17 protein-coding genes are annotated in these 17,118 nt (G+C 42.0%); 6 read left to right on the top strand and 11 right to left on the bottom strand.

Annotation, left to right across the window (positions count from 1 at the left end):
- Window positions 1-39: 39 nt before the first annotated feature.
- Together LEP1GSC199_RS16000 and LEP1GSC199_RS15995 are read left to right on the top strand one after the other, a co-directional pair.
- Entirely contained in the window at window positions 40-396 is a 357-nt protein-coding gene (locus LEP1GSC199_RS16000) for an STAS domain-containing protein (protein WP_039927084.1), read from the top strand.
- A gap of 3 nt (window positions 397-399) precedes the next feature.
- On the top strand, window positions 400-1,149 hold the full coding sequence (locus LEP1GSC199_RS15995) for a diacylglycerol/polyprenol kinase family protein (protein ID WP_002987240.1): 750 nt from the start codon (window positions 400-402) through the stop codon (window positions 1,147-1,149).
- Between the two features lie 83 nt (window positions 1,150-1,232).
- Here the strand turns inward: LEP1GSC199_RS15995 and LEP1GSC199_RS15990 are convergent, their stop codons facing one another.
- The 8 genes from LEP1GSC199_RS15990 to eno all read right to left on the bottom strand — a co-directional run bounded on the left by LEP1GSC199_RS15990 (window position 1,233) and on the right by eno (window position 8,580).
- A complete protein-coding gene (locus LEP1GSC199_RS15990) occupies window positions 1,233-1,763 on the bottom strand; it encodes a hypothetical protein (RefSeq protein ID WP_002986946.1) in 531 nt (176 codons plus the stop codon).
- A gap of 106 nt (window positions 1,764-1,869) precedes the next feature.
- Window positions 1,870-2,403 carry a DUF4416 family protein gene (locus LEP1GSC199_RS15985; RefSeq protein ID WP_002987296.1) on the bottom strand — a complete coding sequence of 178 codons (534 nt, stop codon included), beginning with the start codon at window positions 2,401-2,403 and terminating at the stop codon, window positions 1,870-1,872.
- A gap of 4 nt (window positions 2,404-2,407) precedes the next feature.
- Complete coding sequence (locus LEP1GSC199_RS15980; protein WP_002986973.1) at window positions 2,408-3,787, bottom strand: TldD/PmbA family protein; 1,380 nt, start codon at window positions 3,785-3,787, stop codon at window positions 2,408-2,410.
- On the bottom strand, window positions 3,787-5,172 hold the full coding sequence (locus tag LEP1GSC199_RS15975) for a TldD/PmbA family protein (protein ID WP_002987075.1): 1,386 nt from the start codon (window positions 5,170-5,172) through the stop codon (window positions 3,787-3,789). The genes LEP1GSC199_RS15980 and LEP1GSC199_RS15975 overlap by 1 nt, the downstream gene beginning before the upstream one ends.
- 33 nt (window positions 5,173-5,205) lie before the next feature.
- Complete coding sequence (locus LEP1GSC199_RS15970) at window positions 5,206-6,216, bottom strand: YheT family hydrolase (protein WP_039927079.1); 1,011 nt, start codon at window positions 6,214-6,216, stop codon at window positions 5,206-5,208.
- The gene (locus LEP1GSC199_RS15965; protein WP_002974223.1) at window positions 6,203-6,811 is read right to left on the bottom strand and encodes a ClpP family protease; all 609 of its coding nucleotides are present in this window, start codon (window positions 6,809-6,811) and stop codon (window positions 6,203-6,205) included. The genes LEP1GSC199_RS15970 and LEP1GSC199_RS15965 overlap by 14 nt, the downstream gene beginning before the upstream one ends.
- Before the next feature lies 1 nt (window position 6,812).
- Window positions 6,813-7,277, bottom strand: a complete 465-nt coding sequence (locus tag LEP1GSC199_RS15960; RefSeq protein ID WP_002987015.1) for an FtsB family cell division protein — start codon at window positions 7,275-7,277, stop codon at window positions 6,813-6,815.
- A 1-nt stretch (window position 7,278) separates the two neighbouring features.
- On the bottom strand, window positions 7,279-8,580 hold the full coding sequence (eno, locus tag LEP1GSC199_RS15955) for a phosphopyruvate hydratase (RefSeq protein ID WP_002986939.1): 1,302 nt from the start codon (window positions 8,578-8,580) through the stop codon (window positions 7,279-7,281).
- Between the two features lie 122 nt (window positions 8,581-8,702).
- On the opposite strand from eno, the gene lepA reads away from it, so the two are divergent.
- The 3 genes from lepA (at window position 8,703) to LEP1GSC199_RS15940 (ending at window position 12,894) form a co-directional block, all read left to right on the top strand.
- Window positions 8,703-10,508 carry a translation elongation factor 4 gene (gene lepA / locus LEP1GSC199_RS15950; RefSeq protein ID WP_002987183.1) on the top strand — a complete coding sequence of 602 codons (1,806 nt, stop codon included), beginning with the start codon at window positions 8,703-8,705 and terminating at the stop codon, window positions 10,506-10,508.
- A gap of 134 nt (window positions 10,509-10,642) precedes the next feature.
- A complete protein-coding gene (locus LEP1GSC199_RS15945; RefSeq protein WP_232420809.1) occupies window positions 10,643-11,947 on the top strand; it encodes a hypothetical protein in 1,305 nt (434 codons plus the stop codon).
- 2 nt (window positions 11,948-11,949) lie between these two features.
- The gene (locus LEP1GSC199_RS15940; RefSeq protein ID WP_002987246.1) at window positions 11,950-12,894 is read left to right on the top strand and encodes a glycosyltransferase family 2 protein; all 945 of its coding nucleotides are present in this window, start codon (window positions 11,950-11,952) and stop codon (window positions 12,892-12,894) included.
- A gap of 85 nt (window positions 12,895-12,979) precedes the next feature.
- On the opposite strand, the gene LEP1GSC199_RS15935 is transcribed toward LEP1GSC199_RS15940, so the two are convergent.
- From LEP1GSC199_RS15935 to LEP1GSC199_RS15925, 3 genes are read right to left on the bottom strand one after another with little or no spacing between them, the layout of a single operon-like run.
- Window positions 12,980-13,711: a succinate dehydrogenase/fumarate reductase iron-sulfur subunit gene (locus LEP1GSC199_RS15935; RefSeq protein ID WP_039927125.1), complete on the bottom strand. Its 732-nt coding sequence runs from the start codon at window positions 13,709-13,711 to the stop codon at window positions 12,980-12,982.
- Window positions 13,712-13,719: 8 nt separating this feature from the next.
- On the bottom strand, window positions 13,720-15,645 hold the full coding sequence (locus LEP1GSC199_RS15930) for a fumarate reductase/succinate dehydrogenase flavoprotein subunit (protein WP_002986988.1): 1,926 nt from the start codon (window positions 15,643-15,645) through the stop codon (window positions 13,720-13,722).
- Window positions 15,646-15,663: 18 nt separating this feature from the next.
- Window positions 15,664-16,353, bottom strand: coding sequence for a succinate dehydrogenase cytochrome b subunit (locus LEP1GSC199_RS15925; protein ID WP_039927075.1), 690 nt, complete (start codon window positions 16,351-16,353; stop codon window positions 15,664-15,666).
- A gap of 260 nt (window positions 16,354-16,613) precedes the next feature.
- On the opposite strand from LEP1GSC199_RS15925, the gene LEP1GSC199_RS15915 reads away from it, so the two are divergent.
- Window positions 16,614-17,060 (top strand): hypothetical protein, encoded by a 447-nt coding sequence (locus LEP1GSC199_RS15915; protein ID WP_002987370.1) that lies wholly within the window; start codon window positions 16,614-16,616, stop codon window positions 17,058-17,060.
- Window positions 17,061-17,118: the final 58 nt, after the last annotated feature.

Raw genomic sequence — 17,118 nt, 5'->3', positions numbered from 1 at the left:
ATAGAGTGCAAGAATGAAATAAGAAAAATAGCAAAATTTATGAGCCTAGACGATTTAGTTGTTTCCACTGAAAAAATTGATACTGTATATGTTACCAAATTGCAGGGAAATCTAAATAACTTCACTGCGGAGAAATGCATCAAATCTGTACTTAATTCTCTAAAACATGGATCTGTCATTTTGGATCTAGAAGAATTGAATATGGTGACTACCCAAGGAATCACCGCTTTCAAAACCCTCAGCGAAGAGGCCTTCCTGCACAAACATAAAATCATCTTAGTCAATCTGCCGTTAAGTGTTAGACAAGCATTTTTAATGGCAGGAGTTCGTAATTTATTTCCCATCGCTAACAATGAAGAGGCTGCGTTCAAAATGGCCTCAAGACCAAGTAGGTAAACCGTGAATTCAGGATTTAATTTTTTCCGTAAAATTTGGCATGTGCTCGGGCTTTTCATTCCCGTGACACTATTTTTTGATCCCTTCCTTGATGCCTTTGGTCTCGTATATGCAACACGGGCCATCCTTGTTACATTACTTGCCGCACTTCTCGTGGCTCTCTTTGTATTAGAACTGGTTCGGCTAAACCATTCTGGTTTTGAAAACTTCTTTTATAAATACTTTGGTTTCTTAATGAAAGAATCCGAAAGACAAAGGTTCAACGGAACAGTTCCTTATTTTTTTGCCAATCTAATCGTTGTTTTGTTCTTCCCCGCAGAGATTGCCATCCTTGCCATTTTGTTTTTAGTGATAGGGGATCCTTTTGCTGCTTTTATTGGTAGTAAGTATGGCAAACATAGATTCTATAATGGGAAATCCTTAGAAGGTATTGTGGGGTTTTTAGTTCCCGCCTTTCTTTTCTCCGTTCTGGCCCTCTTTCTCATTACAAAGTCTCATCCAGGAAGTTTTCTTGCCATCACCGGTCCACAAACAGAACTTTTGTGGACACCTATTGTTATTGTTTTCTTCTCTGTGGTTGCCGCTTGTATCACTGAGTTTTTTGCAAATACAACAGCAAAGGGACTCGTTGATGACAACCTTCTCATTCCCGTTGTGGGAGCTGTAGTACTTTCAGTGCTTTCCTTATTGTATTTGGATTACACACCTATGGATTTTTTCTTCGATCCCCAGGCGCTTTACATTCAAAAGTAACGTCCGGATTCAGTGGCTTTCTGTTGATTGAAAACAGTGGGCCATTCCTAATTCCAATCCATGACTAACCAAACTTTAGAGAGTTATTTCCAGCGAAGTTCGACAGTTCTTTGTTTGGTGATTGGTTCCATCCCTGGAACAACCACTTTGTATTCCAAAAGAATGGGGCCGAGAGCTTCCAGTTGAAAGGGAGACTTATCAATTCCCTTATGACGGAACTCTTCTTTCAAAAGTGCACCCAAATAATGAAAAGAGACTACAATTTTGTTTTGGAATAAGTTTCCTTCCATTCTTTCGGTAGAATTTCCATACTTTAAATAGGCAATATATTCAGAGCGAAAGGTTTGTTTTTCTATCCCATTGAATGGTTTTGTGAGCACTAAGCGAAAACCCGGGGTTTCTCTTGCAGTGAAATACAAAAAGTTACCAAAATCCTCGTAAGTCGGATTTTCTTTTTTAAACAACTTTTGGTCCAGAAATACTGTATCTCTTTCTGTTTTGGGTTCTGTACAATCCAAAGGTTCATTAAAATTATCGCAAAACTGAAAGGATTGTGCCTGTTCCGTATGGCACCCCAAGGTAAATAAAGAGATACCAAAAATCAAAACAAACATAATAGGATAAAGAAGAGGGGAAATTCTAAATGCAAAATTCAGAAAATTCGCCTTACTGGCGCTAATGACTGATTTTACCACGGGAACATGGGAATCAAGATTACAATCAGGATTTGAATTTATTGAATTCATAGGATTCTCTGAGTGTATTAAAAAAATAACTAACATCCTTTTCCCGAAAATAACTTTGTGTCGTGTTCGGAACGACTAGTTGGCCTCTCGAAAAATGATACACGGTTTCGCCGTAGACCCCTTGGAATAAATAAGTTCTATGGAAATCATCCTTTGACTTCGCAATCACAATGTTATGCGAAGTTACGTATCCAGGAATCAAAAGAACACTCTGATCCTTTTTTTGCAAGAGAGATTGGAATTCCAAACATTCTTTCTTTTTCTCCACAAGTTCTTCTCTGTGAATCCTTTGTTTGAAGGAAAGGACTTTGGTCCATCGCCCAGGATAGGCAAATTCCCTCTCTGTTTCATCAGGAGTCCATTTGGGAAGAAGGACAGACTCATAGAGTATTTTAGAAAAACGTTTTTCCGCCATTACTTTCAATTCAAATAGTATATCCTCTTTTTCGTAAGAGAGGATGAGAAAAAAGGAAGCACCGGGTGGCCTTTCTAAAAACTCTTGTGGCATAACCTTAGTTTTCCGTAACCCCTGTGATTGTAAATCCATCCAGAAGCATATAAGGAACAAAAGACGACTCACCCAAAAGTTCACCCTCTTTGGAGATGGCTTCAATTTGGTTCAATGCATCAAAAGCATTCCCCACAATTTGGACTTCCCTGACCGGAATCTTTTCACCTTTCTCTATGACGTATCCGCCTTTGATCACTCCTGAAAAATCACCAGATGCTCCGTCTTTAGTTCCCGAGATTCGGTTCACAAATAAAGTTTTCCCTGGAAGTTTAAAAAACTCATCCTTAGAAGAAGAGCCAGGGGCAATTTGTAATTGTTTCGGTCCGCAACCAGGTAGACTTTGGGCGCCTCCCGTAGCACAACCATTGGATTTGGTTAGGCCAGCTTTTTTGGCTTCATAGGTATTGTAAAAGTAAGTATGTAAAACTCCATCGGTTAGGATGGGTTTTTTAGAAGTAGGGAGGCCTTCTCTATCAAATCCGGTCGATCCCATAAAACGATCGTTCGTTGGATCATCCCAAATCGATAACAGGGAAGAGGCGACCTTCTCTTCCAGTTTTCCTGCCATTTTCGATTTTCCTTTTCGTAGGCTTGTTCCATTTAATGAACCAATAAAGAGGCCTAGAAAAAAAGAATACACTGCCTCAGGTGGAAGTAAAACTTTTCCTTGGAATCCAGAGATAGGTTTTGCATATAGGGCACCCATACATTTATCCCCAAAGTTTGTAAAAGCCTTTTTCCAAAGGGAATGGAATTGGTCTTTATTAAATCCACTGGCAGAATCATAATCAAAACTTCCGACAAGATCCCCGTCCACACCCATCCCCATCACTGAGGCAGAAAGTTCGGCCCCAAGTTCATGGGCCATCACACCCTTGGAGGATACGATGAGTTTATAACCCTTGCTAAGCGAAAAATCTCCTGAGTCAATATTGACTTTGGAATATAAATCATTTCTCCAACCAAGGGCTTCTTTGGCAGTGGCCACTAAGTCTTCAATTCCCATCGTATCCAAAGAAAGATCATACTGATTGAAATGGCTGGAAATGGTTTCTGGTTCCGGCAAACCCAAATCAAAATCGGGAGTGGACTGGCTTTTGGCGAGGCTATAGGCTTCTTCAATGGACTCGTATAAACTCGGAATATGATTGGAGATGATAAAACCTTGGTTTCCTTCGGTGATCACACGAATTCCAAACATATTCTCTTCTGTTGCCGTACAGTTGTTTAAGTCATTTTTTTCTAAACTGACATCTTCTGAGTAACCATAACTGGAATAAATTTCCACCTGGTCGATTCCATTTGATTTTGCTTTTTTAACAAGTCCGGAAAGTAGTTCTTTTTGTCCGTCTAACCGTTTTTCAATAGCTGAACGATCCATTATTTACCACCTAGCAATACTTTGGTTCGAACATAAGGACCACCCGCATCGACTTTTGCTGGTTGGCCTTTGCCGCAGTGACCTGATCCCAAATCCCATTTAAATTCTTTGGAAACCATATCTACATTTTGTAATACATCAAAGGCAAGTCCCGATACTGTGACCCCTTTCAAAAGATCTGTGATTTTACCATTTTGGATTCGGTAGGCCTTTTGGACGGCAAACATAAACTCACCCGTGGCATCTGCCTGTCCGTTTTTAGCCCCATCCAAATAGTATCCGTCTTTGGTGTTTGCGATCATTTCGTCCAAGCTGGAATCCCCAGGAACCAGGAAGGTATTACGCATACGGATGAGAGGAACATCCCCATACTCCCAAGCCCTTGCCGATCCGGTCGGTGCCACCCCAAATCGTTCTGCGGTTTCTCTGTTATGCAAATAAGAAGTCAAAATTCCATTTTTAATGATGACTGTGTTTGTGGGAAGAAGGCCCTCATCGTCTACCGGAATCGACCCACCGGCACCTTCATAGTATTCAGAAAATCCGGAGTCGCATAACGTCACGAGATCGGAGCCGACACGTTGCCCCATTTTCCCTTGGGCCACTGAACCCGAGAGAACAAAATCGGCCTCCACCGTATGACCAATGGCCTCATGCACAAGAAGACCTACAATGGACGGGGAAAGGATGACAGTCGAAAGTCCCCCGTCCGGTAAAACACTGGAGAGTAAATCCACAGCAGTTTTACAGGCTTCTTCAGAAATCTCTGTGGCCGACTGAGAACGAAAAAGACAATCCCAACCTCCAGTCACTCCAATGGAATGAGATCCCGATTCCATTTTTCCATCTTCTTTGGCAACGGCAGAGACTCGAAATTCAGGCCTGACCATACTAAAAAAACTATCAGCCCCATCTGTTGTGACGATGGCTTTTTCTTCATAAATTTCTGAATATCCGCAACCGACTGATTGGAGTTTTGCCGACTGTTTGGCGGCTGCATTTTGGATATCAAGGACTAGTTTCAATTTTTCTTCCACAGTGCGAATGCGAAAATCTTCGATCCCTTTTCCAATAAAATCGCCAATGGCAAAGTTGGCTTTGGGTAGGTTTGGAATTTTGTCTTTTCGCAAAGCAGAGGATAGGCGAGCGGCTTTTTTTGCAACTTGGATGGCATTTTGGATGGATGATTTTGAAATTTCACTTGTCGATGCAAATCCCCAAGTGCCTGCTTCGAGCACTCGCACCCCAACTCCTGTTCGTTTCCGAAGGGCCGTGGACTCCACTCGTCCTCTTTCTGCATGAAAGGAACGACTCTCTTTATGGTGGAATCTTAGTTCCACAAATCCGGACTCTTCGGCCAAACATTCTTTTAATAGGTTACGCATTAGCCCTTACCTTCTATTTTAGTTATTGTTATGTTATTTGATTTGCGAATCAAAAAAATCGAGTAAAATGCGAGGAAGCCATCTTCCTTCTGGATTGTCTGGAGAGGTGTCGCTGATAAAACCCACATGCCCCCCTTTTTCCGTAAGCACTGTTTGCAAAAGAGGAAATGAATTCCAACGAATCTCATGCCATACTTCCGAAGGGACAACCGGATCATCATCGGCATGGACAAGTAGGCCTGGAATTTTGATTCCACCTAAGTATTTAAGCCCTGAACAGATATTGTAGTATTCTAAAACATTCGTATAACCAGCAATTGGTGCTGTAAAAAAATCATCAAAATCAAAAAAAGACTTACTGCGAAGCACTCGTTCTTTGATTTTATCTGGGATATCATAAATCCCGGAAGTTACCTTTTCTTTCATGGTATCCAAAAAATGATCCCGATAAAAATTTCCTGCACGAGAATCAATAAAGTCACAACTGCGTTTTAAATCCAAAGGAGGGGAGGTGGCAGAAAAACCTTTCGCATAATGTTGTCTTTTTTCCCCAAAAAACTTCACCACCATATTTGCCGACAAAGAAAACCCTGAGACAAAAATGGATTTGGTGAAATGTTTATATATGTATTGTAATACGGTCTCTATATCTTCCGATTGGCCGGCATTGTAAGGTTTTCTAGCAAGTCCAAGTCCCCGACCGCAGTTTCGCAAATTCATTCGAACCACTCCATAACCACGATTCAATGCTTCTTTGCCGGCACTGACCATATAATGGGATTCAGTACTCCCTTCCATTCCATGAATGAGAAGTAGGTAATACCCGTTCCATTTGGATGCATTTTTACGGACTTGTGAGAGAGGAGGATTGTGTTCTAACCAAAGGATATCCCCAGACTTATCGTTTGTGGGAATGAGGATACTCTCTGAATAATACTCATCCTCCAACGAATTGTCTGGAGGAAAAAGTACATTGTAGACAGTTTGTAAATGTCTACCTTCTAAAAATCTTCTAGGTTTAAACTCTCTGTTAGACGACGTCAATTGTGTTTACGATTTTATCCACGATTCCGTAAGCTAATGCTTGTTCGGCGTCCATATAATAATCGCGATCGGTGTCTTCCACCAATTGTTCGTAGGATTTGCCACAAGCATCCGCTAACATTTGATTGAGTTTTTCTTTGGTTTTGACAATGTCCTGAGCATGGATGAGTAAATCCGTTGCAGGAGCTTGGATTTGTCCGCCAATGGAAGGTTGGTGGATCATCACTCGACCATTGGGCCAAATGTAACGATTTCCTTTTTTTCCGCCAATGAGTAAAATTGAACCCATAGATGCTGCCATTCCCATACATACTGTATGAACCGGTGAGGAGATCATTTGCATAGTGTCATAGACAACAAGGCCAGAGGTAACCACACCACCGGGGCTATTGATATAAAACGTGATTGGTTTTCCAGGATCTGCCATTTCCAAATACATGAGTTTGGCAGTTAATTCCTTGGAGGATTCGTCAGTGACCGGACCCCAGAGAAAGATTTTCCTTTTTTCCAGGAACTTCTTTCCCATGTTTTTGTCGCTAATGAGATCTTGGATGGTTTCTGAGATTTCTTTATCTGGTGTTTCTTCTTCTGGCATATTAATTCAGTCTTTCCTGTTTAGACGTATGAGGCAAGCGTTTCAGCTTGAAGTAAACGCCTAGAATCAGGAAAACACTGAAAGAAATAAAAAAGAAACGTAACAAAAAGAGCGGAGGCTCCTTCCATTCCGCACCAAGCCCTGCCGTTTGCAGGGAAGCCGGAAGGGCTTTTGTTTTTTGCGTCAAAGGCGAAGGCATTTCTTCGAATTTCAATACATGAGCAGTTTCAGAAAGTAGATAGTACTTCCTTGCTTCCTGTTCTAAGGCATAAGCATCATTTTTGAGGCGGCGTTCTTTTTCTTCCAACCCTTGGTTTTCTACCACAAGCCTCTCTACCTCGGCATTGAGATTTTGTAATTCTTTCTCAAGGCGCATACGTTCGGCGATCCCTGACTCGGACAAAAGTCCAAGATAGAGACCAGCACAAATATACATTACAAGTAGGGAGGCTTTCGTTGGTGTCATATTACCTTAAGTTGTAAAAAGTGTTTACTCCGCTATAAGTTGCATTTTTACCGAGTTCTTCTTCGATACGAAGGAGTTCGTTGTATTTGGCGATCCTGTCGGTTCGGCTGAGTGATCCTGTTTTGATCTGACCGGAATTGGTGGCGACAGCAATGTGAGAAATGGTCGCATCTTCCGTTTCTCCCGATCTATGGGAAACAACAGCTGTATACTGGGCTTTTTTCGCCATTTCGATCGCACTGAGGGTTTCTGTGAGAGTTCCGATTTGGTTCACTTTGATGAGAATGGAGTTACCAATCCCTTTTTCGATCCCTTTTGCGAGTTTTTTGATATTGGTTACGAACAAATCATCCCCCACAAGTTGGATCTTTTTCCCCAGTTTTTCGGAAAGTTTTTTCCAGCCTGTCCAATCGTTTTCATCCAGACCGTCTTCCATGGTAATGATCGGATACTTTGACACTAAATTTGAGTAGTATTCTACAAGTTCTTCGGCAGTCTTCTCTGGTTTTTTCTCCGCTTTGAGAACGTATTTCTTTTTCTTCTCATCGTAGAACTCGGAAGCGGCACAGTCCAAACCAATTTTGATGTCTAGATCTGGTTTGTAACCAGCCTTTTCGATCGCAGTGAGGATGACTTCAATCGCTTCGCTATTGCTTGTTAGGTTAGGAGCAAATCCACCTTCATCACCGACAGCGGTATTCAGACCTTTCCCTTTTAAAACGGACTTTAGGCTATGGAAAACTTCGGCACCCATACGAAGGGCTTCGCGGAAGTTTGGAGCCGATACAGGAAGGATCATAAATTCTTGAAAGTCGATATTGTTGTCTGCGTGAGCCCCACCATTGATGATATTCATCATGGGAACGGGAAGTTCACGAGCAAAAGTTCCCCCAATATAACGGTAAAGGGGAAGACCTGCATGGACTGCTGCTGCTTTCGCTGTAGCCATAGAAACTCCGAGAAGTGCATTGGCACCTAACTTGGATTTATTGGCTGTTCCATCAAGGGAGATCATGGTTCCATCGATTAGGAGTTGGTTGGTTGCCGAAAGTCCAAGAATGGATTTTGAGATTTTAGAATTTACATTTTCTACGGCTTTTAGTACACCTTTTCCGGAGTATCTTTTTTTATCGCCATCACGAAGTTCTACCGCTTCGTGTTCACCTGTTGATGCACCGGAGGGAACCGCCGCACGACCAAAGGAACCGTCTTCTAGAGTGACATCCACTTCAACGGTTGGATTTCCTCTGGAATCCATGATTTCACGGGCTTTGACGGAACGAATGCTATCTTTTTGGGACATCGGGAATTGTTTCTCCTAAGGGATAATTTCCTCCCAGTCTTAGGAATTTTAAGCCTCTGACAATAAACTTTTTCGACAAAGAGCCTTGTTCCAGGAAAATGACTTAAAAAGAAGAGGGAACCGTGAACGAACGCCAAAAATTCACCCGCAATTTTTCCATTATCGCCCATGTCGACCATGGAAAATCCACTCTGGCGGATCGTTTGCTTGAGATTGGTCTTGTCACGGACAAAAGGACTCAAAAGAACCAAATCCTGGATTCCATGGATATTGAACGGGAACGTGGAATCACGATCAAAGCCAATAATGCATCTTTTGATTATGTAGCCAAAGATGGAAATGTCTATCACCTGAATTTAATTGATACCCCAGGCCACGTGGACTTTACGTACGAAGTGTCCCGTTCTCTTGCCGCTTGTGAAGGGGTTTTGCTGATAGTCGATGCAAGCCAAGGAGTGGAAGCCCAAACCTTAGCCAATTTATATCTAGCGATGGATTTAAATCTTCGCATAATACCCGTTATTAATAAAATCGATCTACCTTCTGCGGATATTGACAAATGTAAATTGATGATAGAAGAGTCCCTTGGACTGAATCCCGAAGAAGCGATTCCTATTTCTGCAAAAACAGGACTGAATGTACAAGAAGTATTGGAAGCCATTTGTTATTTACTCCCTCCACCAGTGGGGGATGTGGATGCTCCTCTGAAGGCACTCATTTATGATTCCTTCTTTGACACTTATATGGGTGTGGTTGCCAAAGTTCGTCTGTTTGATGGAAAACTCCGGAAAGGGGAGACGATCCATATGATGCATATTGGCCGTCAGTTTCCAGTCACAGAAGTCGGGATCAATCGTCTCTCCATGGTTCCTTGTGAAGAATTACAAGCCGGAGATGTAGGGTATGTCGTCGCTGGTATGAAAAAGATGGGAGATGCCAAAACGGGAGATACCATCACCATTGCCAACAGACAAACAGCGGAAGATGTCAAAGGGTTTAAAGATGCAAAACCTATGGTGTTTGCTGGTCTTTTTCCGATTAACGGAGAAGACTTTGATGCGCTCGTGGATGCCATCGAAAAACTAAAGTTAAACGATTCTGCGCTAACGTTTGAAAGAGAAAATTCCGCAGCCCTAGGATTTGGTTTTCGTGTGGGTTACCTCGGCCTTCTTCATATGGAAATTGTCCAGGAGAGACTAGAAAGGGAATTTAATTTAGCCCTCATTACCACAGCACCATCGGTTAAATTTCGCATCCATACTACAAAAGACGAAGTGATCGAAGTGGATAACCCGAGCAAATGGCCTGACCCCATCCTCATTGGAAAATCAGAAGAACCATTTGTGAAAGCTACCATCATTGCACCGGAATCGTACGTCGGAAATATCATGTCTCTTGTGATCGAAAAACGAGGAATCCATATGGATACCGTTTATCTTTCGAAAGACAAACTCCAACTCACTTACGAACTTCCGCTTGCGGAACTCATCTTTGAATTCTATGACAAACTCAAATCCTATACCAAAGGATATGCTTCTTTGGATTATGAAGAAGTCGGGTATCGGGAATCTAAACTGGTGCGGATGGACATCCTTGTGAATGCGGAGCCCGTGGATGCCCTTTCCTCCATCGTCCACAAATCCAAAGCTGAAGATCGGGGACGAGTGATCATTGAAAAACTAAAAGACCTCATCCCTCGTCACCAATTTATGATTCCACTGCAAGCAGCAATTGGTTCCAAAGTGGTGGCCCGGGAAAGTATTTCTGCCCTTCGTAAAAACGTAACAGCGAAATGTTATGGGGGAGATATTTCTCGTAAGAAAAAACTTCTTGAGAAACAGAAAGAAGGGAAAAAACGAATGAAACAAATTGGGAATGTGGAAATTCCGCAAGAAGCCTTCCTTTCCATTCTCAAAACCGGAGACTAAAGCCCATTGTCCATTCTGCCAGGAATCTCTGAGCAGAATGGAAGACGTTAATTTTGTTGGCCTCCCCATTCTCCTTTCTTTCTTGTTCCACTAATGAATCCTTTGGTAGATTCCAATTTTGGATGAAAAACTCGATGGATGATAAAACCCGAAAGAACCATAAAGATACAAATTCTCTTATCAACCTTTTGAAAAACCAAAACCAAACGGAATTTTCCATGGAATTTCCTCTGCAAATATCGGAACTGCCCCGTTGTGGATTGGAAACGGTTCGAATCGACCTCTTCGAAAACGATCATTTAGAAACAGAGGTGCTCCATTCCAAAAAACCGAAGGACCAATCCATTCCCCATCTCTATTTCCTTCGAGATGACTTACTTCCATTGGGACTCGGATCCAAATGGCGAAAGGTTATAGGCATTCTGGATTTTCTTAAGGAGAACCAAATGGACACGGTCCTTCTATGGGGTGCCATTCATGGAAATTATTTGGCCAGTTTCACATACATCCTCCGCTTACATGGAATCAAAGTGGACACAGTTGCCTATTCAAGAGATCCCAGATTAAAAACCTATAACGAACAATTGGTGCGAGGCCATTCTCACACTATCGAATGTTATGCGAGTAGGAAAGAGGCGTATACAGTTTGGTTAGATAGACAGATCGATTATTCGGGACTTGTACTTCCCGAATTTGGAATCCATCCAGGCCAGATCCCAGGGCTTCATTCCCTTTGGGAAAAATTGAAAGTAGAGATAGAACAAAATTCGTTTCTCCTTTCTTCGCAGAAGGAAGCGCCAAACCAGTCGAAAGATACTTTGACAAAACGAAGTACGAATCAAAACGAAATCCAAAACAATCAAAAATCTATAATGATAACAGCCATACTCGTTTTAGAAGTTGGTTCTGGTGCGACCTTCCTTTCAGCCTTTGATGCCTTTCAAGGTACTTCTATTTTGGTACTGGGAGTGATGGTGGGAGAACCGAAAGAAAAGTGGATTCCTAAAGTGGCCGATTTACAAAAACAGTTGGGACTCCCAATCACCTCCATTCCCTCAGAACAACTCATAACAAACCAAATCTCTGCAAAATTTGGAAAGAAAAATCAGATACTATTAGAATGGATTGGAAGGTTTTATCGCTATACAAATATTTTACTTGAACCGGTGTATAGTGGTAATACAGTTAATTCCATACTACGGGAAATATACGAACAGCGATTAGTTGGCCCAGAGCTGAGGGATTCGAGGGAATCCGCAACCAAGGCTCTGGATAAAAAAAACACAGAAGGAAAAAATCCAATGGGGGAAAATGGCAATTCGAAACACGTTCAAAACCAATTCCTGAAACGCACTCCCTCAGGAGAAATGATTCCGATTTTTTATCTCCACCAAGGAGGCCAAATCCAACACCTAGATTTGGTCTTAGAAGAGTGCTAAGTATGGAACGACCGTTTATTTCCATCGTCATACCCACATTCAATCGCCGATCGGTCGTAGAACGTGCCATCCAATCAGTCTTAGCACAAACCTATCCGCATTGGGAACTCCATATCATTGATGATGGGTCCACAGACGGAACCTGGATGGATTTACTATCGAAATTGCCAAGTTGGAAAGAGAACCTTACATCCTTTGGTAGAAACCAAAAATCCATCCAAGTCCATCAAATAGAACATAGGGGAGTGAGTGGTGCCAGAAACTTTGGAATCGAAAAAGCAGAAGGGAAATGGATCACATTTTTAGATTCGGATGATGAATGGTTTCCTGAAAAACTAACTAAACAAATGGAATTCCACAAAAATTTTCCAGAATATTTATTCTCTCAGACCAAAGAAGTCTGGAATAAAAAGGGAAATCTTTTAGAACCCAAAGGAAAGTATCAAAAAGTCGCCGGGAATTTTTTAAAGGAATCATTGGAAATTTGTATGGTGACCTGTTCTAGTTTTTTAGCACATAGGGAAACTTTAAAATCCATTGGACTATTTCGCGCCGAACTCCCTGTATGCGAAGATTATGATTTATGGAATCGGATTTTACTAAAGGGGCATTCCATCGGATTATTGGAAGAAAATTTAATGGTGCGTTATGGTGGCCACGACGACCAACTTTCAAACCAGTATCAGGCCTTAGAACGATTTCGTTTGTATTCGCTACTTCTCACCAAGGAAGAATTTCGGGAAAATGGGAAATGGGATTTGTTACCAGTAGAATCCAAAACTCTTATCCAGAAAGCCATCCAATCTCGGGGAGAAACCATCATTCAGGGAAGGACAAAAAGAGGGAAAGAAACGAAATGGATACAAAGTTTGATGGAAGATTTCAATGCGGAAAAATCTATTTCGAAAAAGGATTTATTTACTTTATTGGATGATTTTTCATTTTAAAATAAAAAACCCGGTATTTCCACCGGGTTCCAACTACTACCACAAAACCGTTGTTCCGTGACTATCCTTTTGATAGGGACGATAATTAGCTAGAAATATACTCTCTGTTTAACTTTGTGATGAAGTTTACCGAAATTTCTTTCGGGCAAGCGGCTTCACATTCGTATTGGTTTGTACAATTTCCAAAACCTTCTTTGTCCATAGCACTAACCATCTTACGAACCCGTTCTTTTTTCTCAACAACCCCTTGTGGAAGGAGAGCTAAGTGAGAAACTTTCGCAGAGACAAAGAGCATCGCAGAGGCATTTTTACAAGCTGCTACACAAGCCCCGCATCCAATACAAGTAGCTGCATCCATCGCAAGGTCTGCATCAACCTTTGGAATTGGCAATGCGTTTCCATCCGGTGCCCCACCAGTGTTGATGGATACATATCCACCCGCTTGGATGATCCGATCAAAAGCAGAACGATCAACAATTAGATCTTTTGCGACAGGGAAAGCTTTGGCTCTCCAAGGTTCGATATAAACTGTATCACCATCTTTGAACTTACGCATATGCAACTGGCAAGTGGTAGTTCCTTTTTCAGGACCATGGGGAACGCCGTTGATCACCATAGAACATGCCCCACAAATTCCTTCGCGGCAGTCATGGTCAAAAGCGATCGGGTCATCGCCCTTTTTGATTAGGTCATCGTTGACAACATCCAACATCTCGAGAAATGACATGTGTTCGCTGATGTTGTTAGCTTCATAACTAACCATACGACCTTTATCGTTTTTATCTTTTTGTCGCCAAACTTTAAGGTGTAACTTCATATTATCCATTATTTGTAGCTCCTTACGGCTAGGTGGATGTTTTCATACTCGAGTTTTTCGCGGTGTTCTTCAGGAGCTTTTCCCTCTCCCTTATATTCCCAAGCAGTTACGTGGCAGAATTTATCATCGTTACGTTTTGCTTCGCCCTCTTCTGTTTGGTGTTCCTCACGGAAGTGACCTCCACAAGATTCTTCTCGTTTGAGTGCATCTAAACAAAGTAGTTCACCAAACTCTAAGTAGTCGGCAACACGACCGGCTTTTTCCAACTCTTGGTTGAGTTCGGCGCCAGATCCGGCAACTTTTACGTTTTTCCAGAATTCTTCCCGAAGTTCAGGAATTCTTTGCAGAGCGTCCTTTAAACCTTTTTCATTACGAGCCATACCACACTGGTCCCACATGATTTTACCGAGAGCTCTATGGAAATCGTCTGGAGTTTTTTTACCATTGATCGTGAGAAGTTTGTTTGTCATCTCACGTACACGGGCCTCTGCTTCTTTGAATTCTGGTCTGTCGGTAGAGATATTTTTATGACCTTCTTTGGCAAAATAATCACCAATGGTGTAAGGAATCACAAAGTATCCATCCGCAAGGCCTTGCATCAGGGCCGAAGCACCGAGTCGGTTGGCACCATGGTCAGAGAAGTTTGCCTCCCCGAGAACGTGGAGTCCAGGGACATTGGACATCAGGTTGTAGTCTACCCAAAGCCCACCCATCGTATAGTGAACGGCAGGATAAATACGCATAGGCACTTTGTATGGGTTTTCACCAGTAATGCGTTCATACATTTGGAAGAGGTTGTCGTAACGATCCGCAACCACAGGTTCCCCCAAACGTTTGATGGAATCAGAAAAATCCAAATACACACCGAGACGTTTGTCCCCAACTTTCGGACCCACACCAAGACCATTGTCACATGCTTCTTTGGCAGATCGAGAGGAGATATCTCTCGGTGCTAAGTTTCCGTAAGAAGGGTATTTTCTCTCTAGGTAGTAGTCTCTTTCGTCTTCTGGAATTTCGTGTGGGGCACGTAGGTCATCCTTTTTTTTCGGAACCCAAACACGTCCGTCGTTACGAAGAGATTCTGACATCAGAGTCAATTTAGATTGGTAGTCTCCGGCTTGTGGAATACAAGTGGGGTGAATTTGCGTATAACAAGGGTTCGCAAATCCGGCACCTTTTTTGTAAGCTCGGTAAGTAGCCGTTACATTGGAACCTTTTGCATTGGTAGAAAGGTAAAACACGTTTCCGTATCCACCAGAAGCGAGGATCACCGCATCTCCTGCATGAGAAGAAATCTCACCAGTCACTAAATCCCGAACAACGATTCCTTTGGCATGTCCATCAATAAGAACCAGTTCTAACATCTCCGTTCTTGGATACATTTTTACTGCACCACGAGAGATTTGTTTTTCTAAAGCAGAATAAGCACCGAGTAACAACTGTTGGCCTGTTTGACCTTTTGCATAAAAAGTACGAGATACTTGCGCTCCACCGAAAGACCGGTTGGAAAGGGTTCCACCATACTCACGAGCAAAAGGAACTCCTTGTGCCACACATTGGTCAATGATGTTCGTAGATTCATGGGCCAATCGATAGACGTTTGCTTCTCTTGCGCGGAAGTCTCCGCCTTTTACAGTATCGTAAAACAACCGATATACGGAGTCACCGTCGTTTTGGTAGTTTTTTGCGGCGTTGATCCCACCTTGGGCAGCAATGGAGTGGGCACGTCTAGGACTGTCTTGGAAACAAAAAACAGAAACTTGGTATCCAAGTTCCGAGAGTGTTGCAGCAGCAGAAGCTCCCGCAAGTCCAGTTCCTACAATGATGACTTTATACTTACGTTTGTTTGCCGGGTTTACAAGTTTGATGTCTTGTTTATGTTTGTCCCATTTTTGTTCTAAGGGACCCGACGGAATTTTTGCATCTAATTTCATAACTTCTCCTAAAAACCCTTAACGGACATACCCGAGTAAAATCGAGATCGGCATCGAACTATTTCCCAGGAAAATGATAAGGCCAAGTCCTGTAGAAAGTTTCTGGATGGTGGGGTTGTGTTTTGGTGCAAGGATTCCCAAAGTCTGAAACATGGATCCCAAAGCATGAGAAAAATGTAGAGCTAGGAAGACCATAAAAACGATGTAGGAACCTGCAATGATAGGATCTTGGAATCCAAGGATTACCATCGCATAAACATCGTGAACGACATCACCGTTTTTGAGAATGTACTCATGTGTGTAATGATCTGGGTTAGTGAATCCTAAAGTGAAATGTGCAAGATGATACACAAGAAACGTAAGGAGAAGGAGTCCACTATAAGCCATAGTGCGTGAAGCAACAGAAGCTTGGATTGTGGAACCTTTCGCATAGGAGACAGGTCTCGCAGTTGTATTCTCAATTTTTAGGCGGATAGCAGTGAATACGTGTCCAAAAAAGGCCACAATCAATCCAATCCTTGCTACCCATAATAGGGGTCCTAAATCCTTAAGAAACTTTGCGTAGGTGTTTAATTTTTCTGGTCCTTGGAAAACTTGTAAGTTTCCGACCATATGAACGATCACGAATCCAAACCAGATAAATCCGGTAATGGCCATTATGATCTTCTTTCCAATTGAGGACTGAAAGAAGTCTAGACTCAACGTCATTGAAGAGCTCCTGATAGAGTATAGGTGTAAATTTTTTCTATTACGTCCAATTTTGGACAGATTCCACTTTCCGTAAATTCATAAATCTGATCGATCCGAAACTTGCGTATTTGAGTTTGTTTCTCAATAGATTTCTGGAAGGTCCAAGTCACCGAAAAGGGGTTGAGTCCGGGCCTAAAGCCAGCCATAGTTGCTAAATCTTGCTAAGAAAACGAAAGTGGAATGTCCGGAGACTGTTTGGATGGATTAGGGTTCCGGTTTTGGTTCTTTTTTGGTTTCCTTTCCTTCTTTGCTCCAAACCAAATGAAAATTTTTCTGATAGTCGCAAGACATACTTAAAGGAAGTAGGCTTACCGATTCTTGTTACGATCCGCCCCCGCCATAAAATCAATACAAAAGAATTGCAACTGTTTATCAAAACAGAAAACTTAACAAACGTTAGCATTTCTAAATTTCAGATTTTATTTTTTGCCATAGACCAACAGAAACAAATTTTGATTCCAGAAGAAAAGAAGACACCAGAACTTATTTGTTCGATCGAAAAAAAAATTCAACCAAATGTCATCATCAAATGTCACGTTGGTCCTTTCGTGTATACGAACCTTTGGTCTTCTATACAGATCCAATCCATTTCCTTTACCACAGAAGACCAAATGCGGCATGTCATCAGCGAAGAGGACTTAGATGACGTGACTGTTTGGTTATGATTTTTGGCAATTTTTTTCTGAATTTTTTCCCCTGAATCAATTGTTCAAAACAAATTAG

The organism is Leptospira vanthielii serovar Holland str. Waz Holland = ATCC 700522 (assembly GCF_000332455.1).
GTDB lineage: Bacteria > Spirochaetota > Leptospiria > Leptospirales > Leptospiraceae > Leptospira_A > Leptospira_A vanthielii.
Note: the sequence above shows the minus strand (reverse complement) of the source record. Positions and strands in the feature narration are given on the sequence as shown.